We start from the raw sequence: 17863 nt of genomic DNA, 5'->3' as shown, positions 1-17863 counted from the left end.
GAGATTGAAAAACCACCCGAAAGGGTGGTTTTTTTATTGGTTTAATTTTTCCCATATTTGTTTTGATAAATATTTTCGTAGAAAAAAACTAGGTCTTTTGATCTTCCATAGTGATTACCTGATCCATAAGTCGCAACTACATATAAAAACCCAAACCTTTCTAATTCAGATAATGAAAAATTACATTCTTCATTTTTAAGGTGATAATTTTTATTAGTCTTATTTTTTTCAGTCAATGTGTAAGCTTTATCTAACCCTTTTAAAAAAAAAGATGTTAATTGAGGGATGATATGAGCATACCTTAAAAAATTCTCACGATTTATTTCTTTGACATCATATAGAAGAGCTAAGCGAGCAAGCATCTTAGATTGATGGACTAAATATGTTTTATCCAAAGCATTAAGTAACTCACCACCAATTTCTAAATTATTTTGATCTTTAAATATTCTTAATAAACTTCCTGGTTCTAGGTTTTCACCTTCCTTTATGAACTCCAAGATATTCTTTAATTTTTGCTCCTCGTTATAACTTCTAAAAAGTCGGTAAATCGCAATGCCTGATGAAGCTAAAGGGAATGCTTTGAGAATTTCTTGAAAAATAGTATCAGTTGTTTCTAGAACTGTATTATCAAAATAATTTTCCGCTGTTTCAGCTAAAGTTTTTATTTTATCCATATAATTATTCCTTATTATTAATCTTGATAAATAGAAAACTCGCGATTCCCCGAAAATCTTTATCTTGAGGATCTCATCAAAACATTCATCTAAAGTTGGCACTTCAAGCTTCTTATAAGTTACTCGAACGCCTATTTTAAGAATATTGGCTTTACCAATACGATGGTTATTTCGCTGTAAAGTAGAGTTTAAATCCGTTTCAAAATAATAAGAAATCACTTGAAAACTGCTTTTTTTTAAGCAAGTTGAGTATAACCCGTACTTTCTACTTTGATCGATATTTTTGATTACAATCTTACTAGTCGAGGTAAGAGTAGGAGTTATGTACATCTACTTATAACTTTACCAAGCACTACGTAACGATTTGCACCAAACTGTAAACGATACCCGAGTTGCATAAAAATAATGCTAAGTTGATTGATGTAAACAAAATTTTTGAGCACTTTGAGCTTATCTAAAGTTTGCACAGCTAACGCGCACTTCAATGAATACGTTTAAATCAATAAATAGCATTGAACTGTAAATTTTTATTGGCATGAAGGGATGAATTATGAGTTATCAATCCATTAACCCATTTACCAATACTGTATACAAAGAATATCCATCACACCAACAACAAGATATTGATCGTGCTTTGGATTCAGCCGAATCTATTCTTAAATCGGAATGGGTCAAAAATGTAGATGAGCGCGTAAAAGTTTTACAACGTTTGGCAGAATTATTTAGAGAAAAAAAGAGTGAATTAGCCAAGCTCATTACTTTAGATATGGGTAAGCTCATTGAGCAAAGTGAAAGTGAAATAGAATCTTGTGCTCAAATTGCTGAGTACTATGCAAAAAATACCGAACAATTTCTGAAATCAGTCCCCTATAAAACTGAGTTAGGTGAAGCTTGGGTGGAACATCATCCATTAGGTATTATCATGGCTGTCGAACCATGGAATTTCCCATTTTATCAATTGGTCCGTGTATTTGCACCAAACTGTGGTATTGGAAATCCTGTATTGGCCAAACATGCAGGTATCGTTCCGCAATGTGCAGAAGCATTTGAAAAACTTGTGTTAGAGGCAGGAGCACCTAAAGGTGTTTGGACCAATCTATTTATCAATACCGATCAAGTCGCAGATATTATTGCAGACAAACGTGTGCGCGGTGTTGCATTAACTGGTTCAGAAGGAGCAGGTAGTGCGGTCGCTGCGCAAGCAGGCAAACACATTAAAAAGTCTACGCTTGAATTGGGTGGGAATGATGTCTTTATTGTGTTGGATGATGCGGACTTAAATAAAGCGATTGAGATTGGTTGTAAAGCGCGTGTAAATAATACAGGGCAGGTGTGTACTGCAGCAAAACGATTTATTTTGCATAAAGACATCGCTGATCAGTTTAGAATAGGTTTGGTTGAAGCATTTAAAGCACTCAAAATTGGCGACCCATTAGACCGTAGTACAACATTGGGACCACTCTCATCGGAAAGTGCGCTTAAAAACTTGATTAAACAAGTGGATAAAGCAGTTCAGCAGGGTGCAACTTTGGTTATCGGTGGCAAAGCAATTGAACATGATGGTTATTTCTATGAGCCGACAATTTTAGAAAATATTAGTCGAGATAATGAAGCTTGGTACGAAGAATTCTTTGGGCAAGTTGCTCAGATTTATGTTGCGGAAAATGAGGATGAGATCGTTGAAATCGCCAATGACTCTAATTATGGTCTTGGAGGTGTCATTCACTCTCAAGACATAGAGCGTGCAAAAAAATTAGCTTCGAGAATTGAAACAGGAATGGTGTGGATCAATTGGTTAACGGATACTGCTCCAGAATTACCATTTGGTGGCATAAAGAATTCTGGTTATGGTCATGAACTGGCAGATTTAGGTTTTCATGAATTTGTACAAAAAAAATTAGTGGTGGTGAAACAATAGAGTCTTTGAAATAAAGCGATCCTCGGGTCGCTTTATTGTTTGGAGTCTAAAATTAAATGGTGATATTCACCTGCACCTTTTATTTTAATATGATGTATTTCATCAAACCCTTCCTCAAAATCAGGTACTTCTAACTTCTTATATGTTGCTCGAACACCGACTTCAGGAATATTGGCTTTACCGCTTCGTTGACGATTGCGTTCTAGCGTACTTTTCAAATCTGTTTCAAAGTAATATGAAATCACTTCAAAGCCTGCTGATTTAGCACGTTGAATATAACGAGCACGGTCTGCTTTGGTTGGATTGGTATTGTCGATCACCGTTTTGGTTTTAGAGGCTAGACATGCTTCAAAGATCATGTTTTCCCGATGGCGAGTTTTTAGCATGTCTAAGTTAATTCTTAAATGTGAATGTGCCAAATGTAAAAGATAGTAGCTTGATTTGCCCGAAGCTTGAACTCCAGTGAAGATGATCAGTTGCATGGTTCAATTACATTAAAAGTATAAAGCTGAATTAAATCACGGCTTAGACTTTGCTACAATTCAGGTATAAGTCTAATAAATCCTAATAAAATAATGTATGGTCAAAGTCTAATTATCGCGCTAAGCATATTCACCTTCAGTCAGCTCACCGCATGTCAAAATTATTATTTAAGTCAGCCCAATGAACCTACTGAAGCGGCCTTGGTTGCCAACTCGTATAAAAATGGTTTAAGTGCTGAAATCGAGTTGGATTATCTCAGCGTATTTCAAAATCTGAGACAAGCATATCGTCGATGTATCGGTTTCACACGTGATGATGACCTAGTCTTTACTGAAAATAAGCTTGAAGAGCATATTGAAATGGCAACCCTATTTGCTCGAACAGAACGTGGTGAATATGTTCATAAGGCAACTGTAGAAAAGTTATCACCTACATTGACAAGATTTACCTTGTATTTGCCTCAACGTTATCCTTTTCCCAATGCGCGTTTTGAACAGGATATTAAACGAGCATTGGGCAAAGATGAATACTGTAATATTTAAACCTTGTTAAGCCCCATCTGAACTCATTTGTTCAGGATATTCCTTGCGTTTACCACCTTCATAGCTGGCAAAACGAGGTGTTTCACGTGAAAACGTTGGAGCATCGCTTGGCCAAGGCCAGTCACCAAAATGGGTCTCACGATATCGTTTGAATGCAACATCAAGTTCTTCTTTGCTGTTCAATACAAAAGGCCCTCGCATTGCAACTGGTGCACCAATAGGTTCACCTTCTAACCATAAGATTCTCGCTTCTTGATCACCTGCTTCAAGTTGAATTTCGGTGTCAGCTTTAAGCTCTACAAGATGTTTGAATTGAATGGTTGAATCAGCAATATTTAAAGTTGAACCCTGATAGAAGTAAGCAAATCGAGTGGAGGTCGCGGTGGTAGCTGGAATTTCAAGATGTGCGCCAGCTTCTAAAGTAATTAAGTATATATTCACTTTATTTTCTGCTGCAGCTGCCCAAGAATGTGGTGGGCGACTTAATGCATTTTGATTTTGATATTGTCCTGAAATAACTCGTACATCAATGCTGCGAGACTGGTGATCAGTCACTTTCACATGAGGAATTTGTTCACGCCAAAACATTTTATAATCAGCAGGTTGTTTTTTTTGTTCTGGAGATGAGTTAAACCAAATTTGAAATAATTCAAAAGGGTTCTCTCGATCCTGATGAATTAATGGGAACATTTCACAGTGTTCAACACCATTTCCCGTACTTAACCATTGCACATCGCCTGCAGCATATCGTCCACCATTACCCAAGGAATCAAAATGGTCGACATAACCTTGTTCCACCAAAGTAATGGTTTCAAAACCTGTGTGAGGATGTTCGGGAAAGCCAGGAACAACACTGCCATAATACATATTGAATTCTTGATTGATTGCAGGATGAACTGGTCCCATTTCAGCATTCCCGGCAGGGTAGTGATCAATATGATGAGCAGTAAAGATGAAAGGATCTTTTAAATCTAAACGAAAAGTAATAGGAGTTATATTATAGATGGGTGAGGTAGACATGCCGACTCCATGATATTTGAATTATTTAAGATCCAAATTAAAGAGAAATCCCTCACTCCACCATGTCTATTTTGTGAGAATAATGTATATCAATCCTCGGCTTGATTATTTTCTGTAGATGATCCGGACTGAGTCAAAAGCATACTGGCTAATTTCACCATTTCGCCTTGGATATTACCCATTTGCTTTTCTAAAGCTGCAAAATCGATGTTGTTTAAATTCACTTGGCCGTTTAGTAATGGTGAAGCTAATACATTTTGATTTGCCGTTAAAATATTAGAACGAATCTGGGAAATTTCTTGGCTTTTTAGGTCAAGTCCTGTCAATGCCTCATTAAATCCTAGTAATTGAGATTTCAAACTTTGCACTGACTGATCTAACTTTTGTGGATCTTTATTATTTACAGCTTGTTCTAAATCAGATTGTAGCTGTTGAATTTGCTCAATATATCCACCTGCTTTCAGCTGTACATCTGCCACATCACGTACAATGTAAAACATATTGCCTGACTTTAAGTCAGCTGGATCAGTGACTTGGGCAGGAGAAGATTCTTGAACATTAGCTGCTGTTGATTCATTTTCTTGATCGGGTTGGGTTTGCGGCTGACAACCTAACATCACGAGACCGAAGCCAAATAATGCAAAAGGGGTAATAATGCTTTGAAATACTTTCATTAATAAAACCAAATCGTTAATCACTTCATTCCAAGATACGATACAAATATGAGTTAAATCTGAATATTTGCAAAGCAATAACAAAAATTTTGATGTGAAAGAGTAACTTATGATTTTGACAGATTAATGAAGATATTTATTGAATTGAATAAGAAATAATCAAGTGACAAGATCGTCACTTGATCTTGATGAGATTATTTCGCCAGTTCAGCATTAATTGCATCAACAATACGCGCATCATCTGCAGTGATGTCTGGTGCAAAACGAGCAACGACTTCCCCTGTTTTTGAAACTAAGAATTTCTCAAAATTCCATAATACTTCAGGGGGATTATTAGGCGTTAAACCATAATCAACCAGATCTTTCCACCAAGGCCCCTCACCAATACGCTCTGGAATGGCGTTTGTTAAAGTTTCATATAGCGGATGTTTATTCTCCCCAACCACTGGAACTTTCGCAAAAAGAGGGAAGTCCACTTGATAATTTACTGAACAAAATTGTTCAATCTCTTCATTGCTTCCTGGTTCTTGTTCAAGAAAGTCATTGGAAGGAAAACCAAGAATTTCGAATCCTTGTTGTTTTTTTTCACTATAGAGTTTTTGCAGACCTTCGTACTGAGGTGTAAGGCCACATTTAGACGCTACATTCACGATCAATAATACTTTGCCTTTGTATTGTGATAAATCAACAGGCTGCCCCTGAATTGTATTTACTGGAATGTTATAAACTGAAGCCATTTCAATGTCCTAATCATAAAGTACTTAAAATATGTAGATTGAAAATACCATGGCATATAGATCTCACCAAGGTGTCTACAGTGAAAAAAAACAGGCCTAACGGCCTGCTTTATGAGTTAAGATTTTGTCCCGACTTGGCTTTTAAGATTCTGCATGTCCTGTAACAAGCTTTGTTGTAACTCAACAGCTTTCTTTTGTAGTTCAGTGATTTCATTCATATCAGGCTTTTCTTTAACACCTGCTTCTGCGAGGTCCAATCCAAGCTCATTCGATTCTTTCATTTTATCTCGAAGAGATGCACCTTCAGTACTTTTGAGCGCAAGTTTGTCGAGATCATCATTAAATTGATCCACATAGTGATCCATCTTCTCAACCACTGCGTCTAATTCAGCTTTATTATTGTTTTGCGCAGCTTGTGTCACTTCGTTTTGAAATGCCAAAGCCTCTTGAGCTTTTGTATTTGAAATTTGATCCAGTAAATCTAAGTCATGTTGAATATCTGCATTTACATTGGTACTTAATGTATTGCTTTGAACTGTTTCAGCGGCAGTAGGTGAGGATTGATCGTTAGACTTTTTATCACAAGCGGTTAGAAAAACAGCTGTAGTGCATAGTGATGCAATGAGAAGTTTTTTCATAATTTATCCTTTTTATATGCTCGGTTCAATGCACTCACATTCACGATGAAGCACATTAAAAAATATTCAGTTAACCCGTTGATGGGAAAATTCAAGCATTTACGATCTCATAGCTCACACACAGCTTCTAGTGTTGTTTTGTAGAGGAATCCCTGTAAAAAAGTGAAAAGTGTTTTAAAATAGAACAGCACTCTACTTAATTTTTTAAGTAAAAATCTCAGACTTAGATGGCTGTTCTGCAGTCATTAACAATGAAGGGGGAGTGTGTTTCATGGAATGAAAAAGTCTAAAAATTGATGAAAACTTGATCTTAACGATTAAATAAAAATTAGGATGAAAATATGACATTTGAAAAAAAGCATTTGCTCTGGGCTTTATCATTGCCAGTCATTGCTGTATTGATTTGGTCGTTGAATATAGCCATTACACGATATGTTGCAGAGTATATTTCACCTGTCAGTATTAGTTTTTATCGTTGGATTATTGCTTTTTTGATTTTAACACCCTTTATCCTGCCTAAAGTCATCAAACAGCGTACTTTGGTACGACAAAATATAGTGAAATTAGCAGTGCTGAGTGCATTTGGTATGGTGCTTTATCAGGGGTTGGCTTACACCGCAGCACATTACACGACTGCAACCAATATGGGCATAATTAATGCCTTTATTCCAATTTTCACCATTTTTGTTTCACTGATGATTTTAAAAGAGTTTCCAACTCGATTTGCAGTGGTGGGTAGTATTTTATCATTTATCGGGCTGATTTATGTCATCGGTCAGGGGCGTCTAGATACACTGATGCATCTGGGTGGGCATTGGGGCGACATGATTATGATCGTCGCGGTATTCTTCTATGCTTTTTATGGTGTATTTCTCAAAAAGTGGCAACTCGAGCTCCCTTTAATGATTAGTCTTTATATTCAGATTGGTTTTGCAGTGTTGTACCACTTACCATTCGTTGCCGTATTGGGTCTCGATGCAATTGATCTGGATAACGGCTTGAGCGTGTTATATGCGGGAATTTTCCCTTCGATTATTGCGCCGTTAGTATGGATGTTGGCTGTTCAACATTTAGGCCCAAATCGAACCAGCATCTTTATGAACTTAATGCCAATCTTTACCGCCATCATTGCTTATATTTGGTTAAAAGAAGCATGGACGATTTATCACAGTTTAGGCGGAATCGTGATTTTGATAGGTATTGCTTTAGCACAGAAAAAAACTTCATTCATAAAGGCTAAGAGTGTTTAAAAAACAGACAATCGAGTTATTTTTTTATTATACTTAAAATCTATAAAAGCTTATTGATCTAAATTAACTATCATTAGGCTTTTTAAAAAGTAAAATTAATAATTAAAAATAGGTACTTAATTATATCAATTGAACTAATAATTAATCTTTATAAGAAAAATGATGATTTGAAACTCTAAGTCTTAGTAATTGTGTAATATTTTTTTTTGTAGCATAATATGCGTACTGCAGAGAAAGCGATAATACACTCTTTTTTCTGTACAGATGAATTTCTGAACCCTCTGGATGTGATTAGCACATCCTTTTATATGCTCAGTCAATACCTTTATGACTGAGCTTTTTTTTGTCTTAAATAATAAGTTTTAAGTCTCAGCATATCATGCTGTTTAAGCACGAATGACATCACCAGTTTCTGCATCTAATATTCGGCTTGGTTCTTGGCTCAGGCCTAAATCTCCATTTAAATAATTTAATTCAGCACCAAAGTACTGATTGACTTCTTGTAATGAGCGAGCGGGGTCTAAACCAGCAGGATTTGCACTGGTTGAAACAATGAACCCATCAAATGCGTTACACAGTGCGATGCAAAGAGGATGGTTGGTGACTCGAATAGCAACCTTAGGATGTTTGCCTCGAATCCAAAGTGGTATTTGCTCATCAGCTGGGAGAAGCCATGTGGTGGCGCGATCCTGATAAGATGTTTGTGACCAACTTTCAATCACCGCATCACGGCGGTCTTGAGGCAGCTTTGATAATAAATGTTCAACCTGACTGACTTGACCAGCCAGTAAGATCACTCCTTTTTCGATAGGGCGTTGTTTTAATCTTAAAATTTCTTTAAAAGCATTTTCATTAAAAGGGTCGCAACCTAAGCCCCATACTGCTTCTGTAGGATAAGCCAAAACATGACCTTGTTTTAGACATTGAGCAGCCTCAGCAACTGAGGTTGTTAACATAAGCGTTCACCATTCTCTTGATTGAAAAGACTATTGTGAACCTTAATTTTAATTACGGCAACGTAGGTATAACCCAGATTGTTGAATACAGCGTCCTAAAAGTTCTAACTCCATCAAGTGGCTGGTGAGTGTCGCTGTGTCTAAATCAAGGGTAGCTGCAATTTGATCGAGATCGCGTCCAACCCAATCTAATTGTTGAAATACAGCTAACAAATGTATAGGAATCGAATGCTCATCATCCTCATGCTTCTCTAGCTTTGGATGGTCTACTGAATGAACTATTTCGTCATTTTGGAACTCATTAGGATTGTTTTTTCGTAACAGAGATGCTTGTTGATGCTGCCATTGAGTCGGCAGGGCTAAATCTTCAATGATCTGATCAGGATGATCAACTAAGATGGCACCTTCACGAATCAACTGATGGCAACCTTGATGAAATTCACTATAAATATGACCTGGAATCGCAAAGGTCGTTTTACCTTGATTTGCAGCAGCTTGGGCCGTAATTAATGAACCACTGCCCAATTGAGCTTCCGCTACCAATATCCCTAAACTTAAGCCACTTACAATTCTATTTCTGCGTGGAAAATTATGCTGAAGCGGTTTTGTCCCGGGTAAAAACTCAGAAATGATGGTCCCGTTCTGCTTCAAGATTTGATCATGTAATGGGCGATTTTGTGATGGGTAAATTAAATCTAACCCTGTGCCGATAACGGCGATTGTTCTGCCATGTTGCAAAGCACCCTGATGGGCTGCTTCATCAATGCCTTGTGCTAGGCCACTCGTGATATAAAAACCTTGATCACTCAGATAATACGCAAAATCATATGCGACTTGTTTGCCATGTGGACTTGGTTTACGGCTTCCAACAATGGCAATTTGTGCTTCAGATAAATGTTGTGCTTTACCTTTCCCAAATAAAATTGGGGGGCGGTCATGATAGGGCAACAATTGCTGAGGATAGTCTGGATCTTGCTCAGTGAGCATAAAATCAGAATGTTGATGAATTTGATGCAGAATTCGCTCAAATTCTTGTTGCTGTTGATCAGAGAAAAATTGAGATGCACGCTCGATATGGTTTTTATGTAAGTTGAGCTGATGCCATTGATTTAGATGATTTTTCTGTACAGCATCTTGAGCTGAACCAAAATGCTGAACAAGTTTTTGATAAGCACTGAGTGAATGTTGAACGAGGTACCAGAGTTTAATATAAGCCAACTGATGGTCGTTAATCTCGTTCAACATATCCGCACCTAATTTTAATTTTCAACCATTGGTGATGGTTCTAATACAGCACCTACTTTAATTGGAAGTGCGCTGTCTAGCACGTAAGCGTAACTTAATTGATCGAAAGTTTTAAAAATCATTAAATTGCCCACACGCTGATTAGGCAGTTGAATATTTTCTTTGGTCTTCGGGTCTTTAACCACTTCGCCTTGTTGGAAAATACTTAACACGTGACCATTTTTTGCGCCGTGAACGCTTCCGCGGTTAATGGTGACAACACTATGTTGAGCTGCTGTACCAATAGAACCCATAACACGAATCACTTGACCGCCTGGCTGAATATCCGTTGTTGCCGTTGGATAGAAGAGGCTTGGTAATTCATTTTGAAATTTAGGTAAAACGTAATCACCGCGACGAACTTCGGCATTAAAACTTTGTTTAAGCTCTAAGGTTGAAATTTCATTTTCGTTGGCAACAGCGACTGCAGTAGCTACCTCAATCAGTTCAAGTGCACCTGTGTATTTTTTCCCTTTTTCATCTAAGAAAACATACGGTTCAGCTTCACGATAAACACCGTAGCTTTGTCCAGGGTTAATCCCTTGACCACGTGCATAAACTGTTTGACCTTCCCCAGCAACGATACGACGATCTGCCGAACCGAGAATATAAGGTGTGCTTTGCAAAGCATCAGGCGCAACGATAATACTTCTTTCTAGCCAAGGTTGAATATCATCCAAGGGAATAATTGGAATGGTATTCCCTAAGCTTTCTACACGTACTTGAGGTTTTAGATTGATAGCACCAAGATGACGACGAATAACGCCTTCACAACCGTCACCTTCATCTTTACCAATCAGTGGACGCCCATCTAATGTACAGAGTAGTAAGCGATCACCCGGGTAGATCCAGTGTGGATTTTTGACATGTTTATTGGATGCCCAAATTTCTTTCCAACGCCAAGGTGAGCGCAAAAATTTACCTGAAATATCCCACAAAGTGTCGCCTTTTTTGACCACATAAACGTGAGGAGCACCGGCCTTAATCGATGGTGGGCTTACATTTGGACTGGCTTGTGTCATTTGCGCGGTAAACAAGCCCGCACTAATGCAAATTGCAAGTGAAAGGCAGTGTTTCTTTAACCCCAGAGCATGTGAAAAAGCCATGCCATTGAAAACCTTTTTCATTATCATAATTCCTAAAATTATGTATCTATTTGCGCTATAATACGCATATTACACGTATTATTTGATGAAGCATTAACTTCATTTAATTTTTAAGATCAATGGCATAGCCGGTGAGGAGCAGCATGGCCTTATTACCAATTTTAAGTTTTCCTGATCCCCGTTTGCGTACTATTGCCAAACCTGTAGAGGAAGTGACGGATGAAATTCGTCAACTTGCTGCAGACATGTTTGAAACCATGTATGAAGCACCAGGTATTGGTCTAGCTGCAACCCAAGTTGATCATCATATTCAGCTTATCGTCATGGACTTGTCTGAAGATAAAAATCAGCCGATGGTTTTTATTAATCCTAAAGTCACCCCATTAACTGAAGATACCCAACCTTATGAAGAGGGTTGTCTATCAGTTCCACAAATATACGATAAAGTTGAGCGTCCGTCACGCGTCAAAATTGACGCAATTAACTTAGAAGGGCAAGCTTTTGAATTAGAAGCTGATGGTCTTTTGGCAGTATGTATCCAGCACGAAATGGATCATCTGAACGGAAAATTATTTGTTGATTATTTATCTCCTTTAAAACGCCAAAGAGCGCGTGAAAAGGTAGAAAAAGTCGTTCGTCAGCGTCAAAAAGAAAAAGTTGCTGTAAAGCGTTAATTTTCTAAGAACTTTAAATATATTGATAAAGCCCAATTTCGATTGGGCTTTGTTATAATTGCTCAAATTTTATTTGGAATGACAATTTGTTCCGCAATGGGTTGCTGCTGAGTTTCGCAGCAGTATTATTACAGATCGCTGTTTTTCTTCAGCCTTTGCTTCCAGCGCAATATCAAATTGCGCCGGTCTGCGAAACGATCACCCGTGCCTTATTCGAACAGCCTAATCATTCTAGTATTACAACGCTCGTTCATCATGCTCATCATGTTTCCACTTCACATGCGTTACATGAACATCATGAGTCTAAGCGCTATGTTGAATCCTCGCATAGTGGGCACGATCATCATGACCCAAACCATCAATGCCAATACTGTACTGTATTTGGTAATTTGATTTTGCCACCTGAGCTGAACGTGAAAGAAGTTTTTGTACGTTTGAATATACGTTTGATCGCATTCCAAAAAGCGTTCAAACATATTTATTTCGACTTACAGCGTTTATTCCTTTTACCTCAAGGTCGGGCACCACCACTCTTTTCTTAAATATTGTCTTTATTTTTAGGGTCTTGAATGACTCTAGCATTGTCATATTTAAATTTTGAGTGAATATATCATGGCTCAGCCAAAATTCTATTTACAGCCACTAGCGGCTGCGATTTCTATTGCCTTTATTTCGCAAACTTCATTTGCTGAAGTCCAATCTACAACTTTAAATCCAACACCTGATACACACACGACGAACTTAGCGCCAATTGTTGCTACAGCTCTACAAGGTAATGATGCTAATGGCTTGATTGTACGTGCAAACCCGAAGCAACCCATTCAGCCTATTCCTGCGTCGGATGGCGCAGATTACTTACAAAGTATTGTAGGGTTTAGCAGCGTAAATAGTGGTGCAGGTACGAACGGTGATGTGACCTTTCGTGGAATGTTTGGATCACGAATCAAAATTCTAACAGATGGAACTGAAAATTTAGGCGCATGCCCGAGTCGTATGGATTCACCGACTTCGTATATCTCACCTGAGAGCTATGATCGAATCTCGGTGATTAAAGGTCCCCAAACTGTCCAGTACGCCAACACAGGTTCAGCAGCAACAGTGATTTTCGAGCGACGCCCAGAACAATTGAATGATGAAAAAAATTATCGAGGTCAGGCAAGTGTATTAATGGGCTCTTTTGGGCGTTTAGACCAAAATATTGAGGCAGCGGTAGGAGATGAACAAAAATATATTCGAATCAATAGCAACCGATCAGTCTCAAATAGTTATCAAGATGGTAATGGGGCGACCGTACCATCAGATTGGAAACGATGGAATGCAGATTTAGCATTGGGCTGGATACCTAATGCAGATACATGGATCGAGTTAACTGGCGGTAAGGCTGATGGTGAGGCTGTATATGCTGGGCGAGATATGGATGGTTCTAAATTTGCCCGCGAGAGCTTGGGATTAAGATTTGAGAAAAAGAATCTCTCAGAGGTAGTCAAAAAAGTTGAGGCGCAAGTCAATTACAACTTTAATGATCATGTGATGGATAATTTTAGTTTACGTGATGTCGATGGCGCAGATCGCGCTATGAATGTGACACGTCGTACTTTAAATGCACGTTTAGCCACAACGATGGAGTGGGATAAAGCAATATTCATTACGGGTGTTGATACTCAGAATAATCAACATGCTGGTGGAATGTATCATTCAAGCATGCCAATGATGAATACTCCACTAACAGAGGATATGAAGTTTCAATCTTATGGCGGGTTCACTGAATTATCATATCCATTCAATGATCATAATAAGTTGGTCACAGGTGTTCGGGTTGATCAGGTTAAGATTAAAAACTTAAAAATGGTTCAAGAACGTCAGGAAACATTACCAAGTGGTTTTATACGGTTTGAAAATCAGCATCCAGAGCATGATGCTAAAACCTATGTTGGTCTAGGCTATGTAGAGCGCGTACCAGATTATTGGGAGTTGTTTAAGACAGATTATCAAGGCAATGCTGTTGCTACCTTCAAGGATTTAGAAACAGAAAAAACCTTACAGTTGGATGTTGGATACCAACATAATCACGGGGCACTCAGTTCATGGGCATCAGCTTATGCCGGTTTGATTAATGATTTCATATTATTGAATTATGACCCAGCAAAAATGACTGGTCATGGTAAAAATGCTGCTGATTCTAGAAATGTCGATGCGACAATCGCAGGGGCAGAAGCTGGTGTAGGTTATCAATTTACCAATGCTGTTCAGGCAGATCTTAGTGCGATGTATGCTTGGGGAAAAAACACAACTGATCATCAACCTTTACCTCAAATATCTCCGCTGGAAGCACGTTTAAATTTAAGATATGTGCAAGAGCGTTTTAACTTAGGTTTATTGTGGCGTGTGGTAGATGGGCAGGATCGTGTCACTATTAATCAAGGTAATATTGTGGGTAAGGACTTTAAAACGAGTTCAGGTTTCTCGACGCTGTCTTTAAATGGTACTTATCAAATTCATCAAGGTGTTGATTTGAGTATTGGAATTGATAATGTTCTGGATAAAGTTTATACGGAACACTTAAATAAAGCAGGTAGTGCTGGATTTGGTTTTGCACAGAATGAGCAATTTAATAATATAGGACGTAATTATTGGGCGCGTGTGAGTATGAAGTTCTAGTCATATTCAGTTTATTTGACGTATTAAGCCTAACACCCATTTAGATCGCCGTCTGAATGGGTGTTTTCTTTAAAATTGTCAGACATAAAATATGAATGTCCTTAAATGATATTGTGATGAGGTTATCATTATTTTAAAAATAATAAAAAAGATGTAATGGATAATAAAATGACAACAATGAGTCAAGTTCATCAACTACATGGTCGTAAAGTAAAATTTGATTTCAATCATATTCCAAAGCATTGGATTGAAAATGACCCTGTTTCCACCCATATGTTGAATACAGCACATATGATTTTACCTGCGGGTGAGTTTTGGTTTTGCCGTGTATTTAATAAAGCTTTACCGTTCGTCAAAGACGAACAATTAAAAGCTGACGTGAAAGGTTTTATTCAGCAAGAAGCGATTCATGGTCGTACTCATCAACATGCACAAGTTTATTTTGATCAACATGGATTAGATGTAAAGCCGTTCATTCAACGCATGCATTATCTTTTTGAAATCCTTTTGGGAGAAAATCCAGTAGGTATCAAAATGATGAAAAAAGTGGTTGGTGAAAAACGTTGGTTAATCTTACGACTGGGTGTGATTGCAGCCATTGAGCACTATACTGGTGTGGCAGGGCAGTGGAGCTTGGACAATTCTTCATTGGATAAAGCCGATCCAATCATGGCTGATCTATTCCGTTGGCATCTTGCTGAAGAAGTTGAACATCGTACGGTTGCGTATGATTTGTTTAAACATATGTTTGAATCAGAGTTTAATTTCCAAATTTCAAAAAATGCTTTGATGACCTTTATCTTCCCTATTATGGCAGCGGTTTGGGTTGAAGGCGGCAAAACAATTTTGAAACAAGATAAAGATGCAGGTAAGTTTAGACATATGGGTACTTTAAGACTCATTATGCAAATGGAAAAAATTAGTCGTAAGACCGATCATATTCCTACCTTCAGTCATTTAACTTTAGCTACTATCCGTTGGTTTAGTCCAAAGTTTCATCCTGTGCAAGAAGGTAATACTCAACAAGCTTTGGATTATCTAGCACGCTCTCCATCAGCACTTCGAGCTGAGCAAGAGGCAACATTAAAAATGGCTTAAAAATATACATGCAAAAAACCGAGCCTTAGCTCGGTTTTTTATTTATTGATGCATACTTGCCAGCTGTTTTCCTGCATTTTGATATAAATGGAGAGCTTGTTCTTGTTGTGATCGCCCTTTACGCTGTAAATAAAGATCAAGCTTTGGTATTTTTTTTGCGCCAGCATAAATCACAGTATTTTTAGTCAGTAGATACAGTGGATACCACGGCAGTATTCGAGGCTTAAGCCCTAAATTTTTCATTTTTTTACGGCCCATAAAGATTTGGGTAACATCTAAGTGATTCTGGTAGGCTTTCTTCTGCATGAAACGTTTAAAATGTTTATATTCGCGTTCAAATGGTTCTTTGGATAGGCTTACTGCAAGCTGACGACTACTTTCATCCACTTGAGGATGAGCATAATTCATCCATTGCAATAATTTCCAGCCTTCAGACTCTTTATCAATCAGCCAGTGTTCGTCAACACCCATTAACCAGCCCGTATATTTCCAAAAATGCATAATCGCATCGACTTCACTTTTATTTGGAAAAATACCGATTGCTCGAATACCTAAAAGCATTACACCGCTGAAAGCAATATTTGTCATTGCCTGATCATATTGGTTAATCGGCATTCCCCAGATATCCCAGTCCCAATCTTTAGATTTTTTTAGATGGTAGCGAACTAAAGAATGGATGAAACGCACAAAAATTGTTGAAGTAAAGCCATCATTAAAGCGTTGAAATCCATTCGGCTTAGTAACATCTAGCCACCATTTATGCGTTTCTGCTAAGCGCTTGCCTGCATATTTGCTTAGAGCACCTGTTAAAATTAAAGGTTGATTAAAGCCAGGGTATTGATATCCAGTCATTAGCGCGAGATCACGCATAATAAAAGTTACATTCGAGCCTAAACGATGTGTGAATTGAATTGCACGATCAATTTTTTCTTGATCGAACCAAACAGGCTGTTGTTCCACGAGATCAAAGAATGCTTTGATTTCAGGGACTGGTTTGGGAAGAGCATCTAAGCCTTGATATAAGGCTGTTTCAAAAAGCTTTCGATTTTCGCGTGGATTGCTCATCACCCAATCCATTAAGCGATCCATCGGCAGATCACCCGTATGTAAACTTTCATTTAACTCTAAATATTCAGCATAAGTTGGAATGAAGTTTTGATCGGTCATTTTGTGTAGAAGCTTAGACAATAGATCGCTACGCTTCATTCGCTCATATGAAGCCATACGTTTTGGAATGCTAAAATTTGACATGGTGTAATTAATCTGGTTATTGTTTGATCAAAGATTAATATGAATATTTATTCGCATTCAATTCGCATTATTAGAATGGCAGCTATGAGAAAAAGACCACAACAACAAAGAGCAAAGCTGGTAGTCGATAGTATTTTGGAAGCGACTCTGATATGCATTTCTGAAATGGGCCTAGATCAAATCACGACGCCAAAAATATCTGAAAAATCAGGGGTGAGCGTAGGCTCTATCTATCAATATTTCGAAAATAAAGATCAGATAATTTTAGAATTGTTACGCCGTAAGAGTGAAAACTTAGGTTTGTCACTTAAAGCGCTGGCGATGAATCAAGAAGAAATGGATTTAAAAACCTTAGTCGATGTTAGTCTTCAATTCGGATTTGATGTAATGAGAGAAGATAATGGTTTCTTCTTTGAAGTCCTGAAACATTGGCATGGCTACAACAATTCCGAAGCAGCAAAGGTTTTAGAAAAACATTTTTTTGAAGTTGGTTTATATGTATTTAATCGTTTCTATCGTCATTGGGACTTCGAAACACTTAAGCATAAATCTTTTGTAATTATTAATAGTACCTTGTTCACAATGATGAGGTTTGTAAGCAACAATGATTTTCTTATTTCAGAACAACAGCTTAAAAGAGAACTAAGTGCAATGATTTTGTCTTATTTAGACAGTGATAAGAGTTAAAAGCTCATACAAATAAAAATTATATATAAAAAACATATAGTTAATGTTTATTTGGTTTATTAACTATACAAACAAATAGAAAAGATTGAAAAAGTAGTTGCGTAAGAAAATAAATAGCCTATAATGCACATCCATCGGCGGTGATGTTGATTAAAACTTGTTGAAAAACAAGGGTTTAGCTTAATAGGTTGGATCTAAGTTTTGAGAATGAGT

General features: G+C 37.6%; 17 protein-coding genes and 1 pseudogene. 8 read left to right on the top strand and 10 right to left on the bottom strand.

From position 1 onward, the window contains the following. Window positions 1–41: 41 nt before the first annotated feature. Window positions 42–1004, bottom strand: a complete 963-nt coding sequence (locus tag AC1M9H_RS11600) for a hypothetical protein (RefSeq protein ID WP_481613446.1) — start codon at window positions 1002–1004, stop codon at window positions 42–44. Between the two features lie 220 nt (window positions 1005–1224). Between AC1M9H_RS11600 and AC1M9H_RS11595 the strand changes: the two genes are divergently transcribed. Further along, window positions 1225–2592 carry an NAD-dependent succinate-semialdehyde dehydrogenase gene (locus AC1M9H_RS11595; RefSeq protein ID WP_481613445.1) on the top strand — a complete coding sequence of 456 codons (1368 nt, stop codon included), beginning with the start codon at window positions 1225–1227 and terminating at the stop codon, window positions 2590–2592. A 32-nt stretch (window positions 2593–2624) separates the two neighbouring features. Here the strand turns inward: AC1M9H_RS11595 and AC1M9H_RS11590 are convergent, their stop codons facing one another. Further along, on the bottom strand, window positions 2625–3074 hold the full coding sequence (locus tag AC1M9H_RS11590; protein WP_481609183.1) for an AAA family ATPase: 450 nt from the start codon (window positions 3072–3074) through the stop codon (window positions 2625–2627). A 93-nt stretch (window positions 3075–3167) separates the two neighbouring features. Between AC1M9H_RS11590 and AC1M9H_RS11585 the strand changes: the two genes are divergently transcribed. Next, window positions 3168–3617: a hypothetical protein gene (locus tag AC1M9H_RS11585; RefSeq protein WP_035268213.1), complete on the top strand. Its 450-nt coding sequence runs from the start codon at window positions 3168–3170 to the stop codon at window positions 3615–3617. Window positions 3618–3623: 6 nt separating this feature from the next. Here the strand turns inward: AC1M9H_RS11585 and AC1M9H_RS11580 are convergent, their stop codons facing one another. The 4 genes from AC1M9H_RS11580 to AC1M9H_RS11565 form a co-directional block, all read right to left on the bottom strand. Beyond that, window positions 3624–4637, bottom strand: coding sequence for a pirin family protein (locus AC1M9H_RS11580; protein WP_481613444.1), 1014 nt, complete (start codon window positions 4635–4637; stop codon window positions 3624–3626). Between the two features lie 89 nt (window positions 4638–4726). Next, window positions 4727–5311, bottom strand: coding sequence for a hypothetical protein (locus AC1M9H_RS11575; RefSeq protein WP_481613443.1), 585 nt, complete (start codon window positions 5309–5311; stop codon window positions 4727–4729). Between the two features lie 194 nt (window positions 5312–5505). Beyond that, window positions 5506–6048, bottom strand: a complete 543-nt coding sequence (locus AC1M9H_RS11570; protein WP_481613442.1) for a glutathione peroxidase — start codon at window positions 6046–6048, stop codon at window positions 5506–5508. A 116-nt stretch (window positions 6049–6164) separates the two neighbouring features. Continuing rightward, a complete protein-coding gene (locus tag AC1M9H_RS11565; protein WP_481613441.1) occupies window positions 6165–6686 on the bottom strand; it encodes a hypothetical protein in 522 nt (173 codons plus the stop codon). 341 nt (window positions 6687–7027) lie between these two features. On the opposite strand from AC1M9H_RS11565, the gene AC1M9H_RS11560 reads away from it, so the two are divergent. Beyond that, on the top strand, window positions 7028–7936 hold the full coding sequence (locus tag AC1M9H_RS11560; RefSeq protein ID WP_481613440.1) for a DMT family transporter: 909 nt from the start codon (window positions 7028–7030) through the stop codon (window positions 7934–7936). Between the two features lie 386 nt (window positions 7937–8322). On the opposite strand, the gene tsaC is transcribed toward AC1M9H_RS11560, so the two are convergent. The 3 genes from tsaC to AC1M9H_RS11545 are packed head-to-tail and all read right to left on the bottom strand — an operon-like array spanning window position 8323 to window position 11303. Beyond that, window positions 8323–8892, bottom strand: a complete 570-nt coding sequence (gene tsaC / locus AC1M9H_RS11555) for an L-threonylcarbamoyladenylate synthase type 1 TsaC (protein ID WP_481592437.1) — start codon at window positions 8890–8892, stop codon at window positions 8323–8325. Between the two features lie 48 nt (window positions 8893–8940). After that, on the bottom strand, window positions 8941–10137 hold the full coding sequence (dprA, locus tag AC1M9H_RS11550; RefSeq protein ID WP_481613439.1) for a DNA-processing protein DprA: 1197 nt from the start codon (window positions 10135–10137) through the stop codon (window positions 8941–8943). Window positions 10138–10151: 14 nt separating this feature from the next. Then, entirely contained in the window at window positions 10152–11303 is a 1152-nt protein-coding gene (locus AC1M9H_RS11545) for a LysM peptidoglycan-binding domain-containing protein (RefSeq protein ID WP_481592439.1), read from the bottom strand. A gap of 122 nt (window positions 11304–11425) precedes the next feature. Here AC1M9H_RS11545 and def point away from each other — a divergent pair, with 122 nt between their 5' ends. The 4 genes and pseudogenes from def to AC1M9H_RS11525 all read left to right on the top strand — a co-directional run bounded on the left by def (window position 11426) and on the right by AC1M9H_RS11525 (window position 15712). Beyond that, on the top strand, window positions 11426–11956 hold the full coding sequence (gene def / locus AC1M9H_RS11540) for a peptide deformylase (protein ID WP_035268228.1): 531 nt from the start codon (window positions 11426–11428) through the stop codon (window positions 11954–11956). Window positions 11957–12291: 335 nt separating this feature from the next. Beyond that, window positions 12292–12498, top strand: a pseudogene (locus AC1M9H_RS11535) (DUF2946 domain-containing protein); the annotation flags it as partial. Window positions 12499–12568: 70 nt separating this feature from the next. Then, window positions 12569–14614, top strand: a complete 2046-nt coding sequence (locus AC1M9H_RS11530; RefSeq protein WP_481613438.1) for a TonB-dependent copper receptor — start codon at window positions 12569–12571, stop codon at window positions 14612–14614. Between the two features lie 168 nt (window positions 14615–14782). Continuing rightward, window positions 14783–15712, top strand: a complete 930-nt coding sequence (locus tag AC1M9H_RS11525; RefSeq protein ID WP_481613437.1) for a metal-dependent hydrolase — start codon at window positions 14783–14785, stop codon at window positions 15710–15712. Between the two features lie 42 nt (window positions 15713–15754). On the opposite strand, the gene AC1M9H_RS11520 is transcribed toward AC1M9H_RS11525, so the two are convergent. Next, window positions 15755–16963: an oxygenase MpaB family protein gene (locus AC1M9H_RS11520; protein ID WP_481613436.1), complete on the bottom strand. Its 1209-nt coding sequence runs from the start codon at window positions 16961–16963 to the stop codon at window positions 15755–15757. Window positions 16964–17047: 84 nt separating this feature from the next. Here AC1M9H_RS11520 and AC1M9H_RS11515 point away from each other — a divergent pair, with 84 nt between their 5' ends. Then, window positions 17048–17650, top strand: a complete 603-nt coding sequence (locus tag AC1M9H_RS11515; RefSeq protein ID WP_092768015.1) for a TetR/AcrR family transcriptional regulator — start codon at window positions 17048–17050, stop codon at window positions 17648–17650. The last annotated feature ends 213 nt before the right edge of the window (window positions 17651–17863 follow it).

The organism is Acinetobacter sp. ANC_7512, assembly GCF_056779935.1.
The sequence above is the reverse complement of the archived record's forward strand: the minus strand, read 5'-3'. Positions and strand labels throughout refer to the sequence as shown.